Genomic DNA, 3,506 nt, shown 5'->3' with positions numbered 1-3,506 from the left:
AAGAGCTATCGCCTCGGGAGCGCGCCGCTACATTCGCCTCGGGCCCTGGGCGCTAAAACAGGGAATCGACTGAGTAACCGGCCTTTTCCAGAATTACACGAAGCCGTTTCAAAGCCTCTACCTGAATTTGGCGGACGCGCTCGCGTGTAACGCCAATATCGGCGCCAACTTCTTCCAAGGTGGAAATTTCGCGGTGATTGAGTCCGAATCGCCGCTCGACCACTTCGCGTTGCTTGTCATTAAGTTCATTCAACCATTGCTCAATGAGCGCCTGAAGATCGTCGCGTTGCAGCACTTTTTCCGGATCGGGGGTACGCTCGTCCGCAATGGCGTCGAGCAAGGAACGGTCCGGATCGTCATCGAGCGGAGCGTCCACCGAGGCTACCCGCTCATTGAGGCCCAGCATTCCTTTCACGTCGTCAACCGGCCTATCAAGCAGGTTGGCGACTTCCTCCGGTGACGGCTCGTGCTCCAGTTTTTGGGAAAGATACCGGGCGGCACGCTGGTAAATGTTGATCTCTTTGAGAACATGCACCGGCAGTCGGATGGTGCGTGTCTGGTTCATAATGCCGCGCTCGATGGTTTGCCGTATCCACCATGTCGCATAAGTGGAAAAACGAAAACCGCGCTCAGGATCGAATTTTTCAACCGCCCGGATGAGACCGAGATTGCCTTCCTCAATCAAATCGAGCAGTGAAAGCCCGCGGTTCATATAGCGGCGAGAAATTTTAACCACAAGGCGCAAATTGCTTTCAATCATCCGTTTGCGCGCCTTGCCATCGCCTTTTTGCGCACGGCGGGAGAAATACACTTCCTCTTCCGCGGATAAAAGCGGTGAAAAGCCGATTTCCTTCAGGTAAATTCGAGTCGCGTCGGCATGAGAATAATATGTCCCGCCGGAGTCTTGTCCGCTGGATTCAGTTTCTTCCTCCTCGGCGGCAGGTTTGGCTGGTGTTTCTTCAGCCACCTCGTCTTCATCTTCTTCGGATTCTTCCGGAGGCGCGGCGGTTTCTACCTCGATCACGTCGGCTTCCGGTGCGGTCTTGGAGACAGCGGTTTTGATCTTGCCCTTTTTACGAGCGCGGGACGGTTTGCGTGGGGGCATATTTACTTTCTGGGAAGATAATCCTGTGGATCCACGGGTACGCCGCGGTACCTTATTTCGAAATGCAGCATTACCGTGTCGGCGCCGCTGCTGCCCATGTCCGCGATTTTTTGACCCCTTTGAATCACATCACCTTCTTTAACGTAAATCTTGTCACAGTGGGCGTATGCGCTCAAAAAATCGGCGTCGTGTTGCATGATGATAAGCTGACCATAACCGCGAAGTCCACCTCCCTGATAAACAACTTTCCCCGCGTTGGCGGCAAGAACGGGCTGCCCTCTCGTACCGGAAATATCAATCCCTTTATTTGAACCATTCAAGGTGAAAGTCTCCAACAATTTTCCTTCTGCCGGCCAAGACCAGGTAAGTTTGGTGGCAGATCCGCTGCGTGGCCGGGTGATTGCCGGCGGTTCCAATTTCTCAACTGTGTACGTATCTTTGCCTGATTGCCTCGTTGGTGCGGTGGCGCTTTGGCGGGACGTCCGCGGCTGCGATATCTGCGCCGTCTGACGATCCCTGCGCATGTAAGGAGGCGGAAACAATCGCAGTTTTTGTCCTGGTTTGATCAGATACGGGGGAGATATATCGTTCCATCTTGCCACTTCACGATAATCACGTCCGGACTCCCAGGCAATACTGTAAAGCGTGTCCCCGGCCAGCACTTCACGATAACCGGATTCCGGATGACGCACATCGACGCTTTTTTCGCTGACCGGTGTCAATGGCATCGCACTGCAGGCAGTCAAGTAAATTGTCAGCGCACCGGCATGCCAATACTTCAGGTGATTGGTCATGACCTCCGTAATACCGTCGTTAAAACGATCGTCACCCGGGATCCCTTACCAGTGGAACGAAATTGACGAGCTCCAGGCGCTCCATCGATGGTCCTTTTTCCGTCTGTTGCACCAACATCAACTCCTGCATGGACGGCCCTCCGACAGGGATGACCAGCCGCCCTCCCGGCGCCAACTGTTCGAGCAAGGCCGATGGGACTGTCGCTGGAGCGGCAGTAACGATAATGCCGTCATAGGGCGCGTGCTCCTTCCATCCCCATGTGCCATCGGAAAGACGAATCTGAACATTACGACAACCGATCTCGCGCAGAAGTTTCCGCGCCTGTTTCATCAGGGATTCAATGCGCTCCACGGAATAAATCTCGTCCGCCAGACTTGAAAGCACCGCCGTTTGATATCCGGAGCCAGTGCCGATTTCGAGAACTTTCTTCGGACGGCCTCCGGCGATCAGGGCCTGAGTCATGAGTGCAACGACATAGGGTTGGGAAATGGTTTGTCCATGTCCAATAGGAAGCGCAGTATCTTCGTAAGCACGGCTGGAGAGCGCCTCATCCACGAATCTGTGGCGCGGAACATTGCGAATCGCCTCAAGCACCCGTTCATCTTGAATACCTTCCTCACGTAACCGGCGGATAAGCCGGTCGCGAGTTCGTTGCGAGGTCATGCCAATACCGCGATTGCCTATTCTCACCGGAGATTGCGCTGAATCAATGGTTGCTAGATTTTCTTCAGCCAGGCAGATACCTGATCCAGAGCAGTATACCGTGTCAGGTCAACATGCAAAGGAGTGATGGAAACTGAGCGCTGGCGGATAGCATAGAAATCCGTGCCGGGACCGGCATCGGCTTCCGCTCCAGGTGATCCCACCCAGTAAACCGGGGAACCTTGCGGATCCGTTGAACGAATCACCGGTTCGGCCTTATGCCGGTGACCGAGTCGAGTCGCTTCGTAACCGGCGAGTTGCGTTTCCGGCACGTCAGGTACATTGACATTTAAGATGGTGTCAGCAGGTAACGGATCGCGCTGAAGCTTATCCAGCAGCCGTAAAACTACTTGTGCCGCGGTGTCGAAATTCGTACCGGTTTTACGCGCCAGCGAAATAGCGATTGCCGGCAAACCCAGGAATCGCCCTTCCATCGCCGCCGCCACCGTTCCCGAGTAAATGACATCATCGCCAAGATTGGCACCGCGATTGATGCCGGCGATAACGATATCAGGTTCCTTTTCCAACAAACCGGTGATCGCCAGGTGAACGCAATCCGTCGGGGTACCGTCAACGTAGTAAAAGCCATTTTCCGCCTTGTGAGCCCTCAAGGGATGCGTCAGTGTAAGTGAGTTACTGGCGCCGCTGCGGTCACGTTCCGGCGCCACCACGTCAATATGCGCCAGCGGTGCGAGTGCCTTGGCCAGGCAGGCAAGGCCAGGGGCGAGATAGCCGTCGTCGTTGCTGAGGAGTATTCGCATTAGTGCTTCTTCTCGCTTTGTTTGTGTTGAGTGCGCGCTCCGCGCACGATTGAAAATCTGATTGCGGGTGGCTCCGTCCCCGACCCAGGGTGACTTTTCCTTGTTCGCGCAAAGAAAAGCAACTGTATCCGGTGTCAAGCTTT

4 protein-coding genes are annotated in these 3,506 nt (G+C 54.8%); all 4 read right to left on the bottom strand.

All coding sequences use genetic code 11. From position 1 onward, the window contains the following. Positions 1-52 precede the first annotated feature (52 nt). From rpoS to surE, 4 genes are read right to left on the bottom strand one after another with little or no spacing between them, the layout of a single operon-like run. A complete protein-coding gene (rpoS, locus tag WD823_RS07240; RefSeq protein WP_368428819.1) occupies positions 53-1,105 on the bottom strand; it encodes an RNA polymerase sigma factor RpoS in 1,053 nt (350 codons plus the stop codon). Between the two features lie 2 nt (positions 1,106-1,107). Beyond that, a complete protein-coding gene (locus WD823_RS07235; protein ID WP_368428818.1) occupies positions 1,108-1,899 on the bottom strand; it encodes a peptidoglycan DD-metalloendopeptidase family protein in 792 nt (263 codons plus the stop codon). Positions 1,900-1,930: 31 nt separating this feature from the next. After that, positions 1,931-2,563: a protein-L-isoaspartate(D-aspartate) O-methyltransferase gene (locus WD823_RS07230; protein WP_368428817.1), complete on the bottom strand. Its 633-nt coding sequence runs from the start codon at positions 2,561-2,563 to the stop codon at positions 1,931-1,933. A gap of 53 nt (positions 2,564-2,616) precedes the next feature. Further along, complete coding sequence (gene surE, locus WD823_RS07225) at positions 2,617-3,363, bottom strand: 5'/3'-nucleotidase SurE (protein ID WP_368428816.1); 747 nt, start codon at positions 3,361-3,363, stop codon at positions 2,617-2,619. Positions 3,364-3,506: the final 143 nt, after the last annotated feature.

It is taken from the genome of Sulfuricaulis sp., assembly GCF_040901545.1.
In the GTDB taxonomy this organism is placed as follows: domain Bacteria; phylum Pseudomonadota; class Gammaproteobacteria; order Acidiferrobacterales; family Sulfurifustaceae; genus Sulfuricaulis.
Note: the sequence above shows the minus strand (reverse complement) of the source record. Positions and strands in the feature narration are given on the sequence as shown.

Bases quoted from the DNA above. Each gene is read 5' to 3' on its own strand.
- rpoS (WP_368428819.1), bottom strand. From the start codon at position 1,105: ATGCCCCCACGCAAACCGTCCCGCGCTCGTAAAAAGGGCAAGATCAAA.
- WD823_RS07235 (WP_368428818.1), bottom strand. From the start codon at position 1,899: ATGACCAATCACCTGAAGTATTGGCATGCCGGTGCGCTGACAATTTAC.
- WD823_RS07230 (WP_368428817.1), bottom strand. From the start codon at position 2,563: ATGACCTCGCAACGAACTCGCGACCGGCTTATCCGCCGGTTACGTGAG.
- surE (WP_368428816.1), bottom strand. From the start codon at position 3,363: ATGCGAATACTCCTCAGCAACGACGACGGCTATCTCGCCCCTGGCCTT.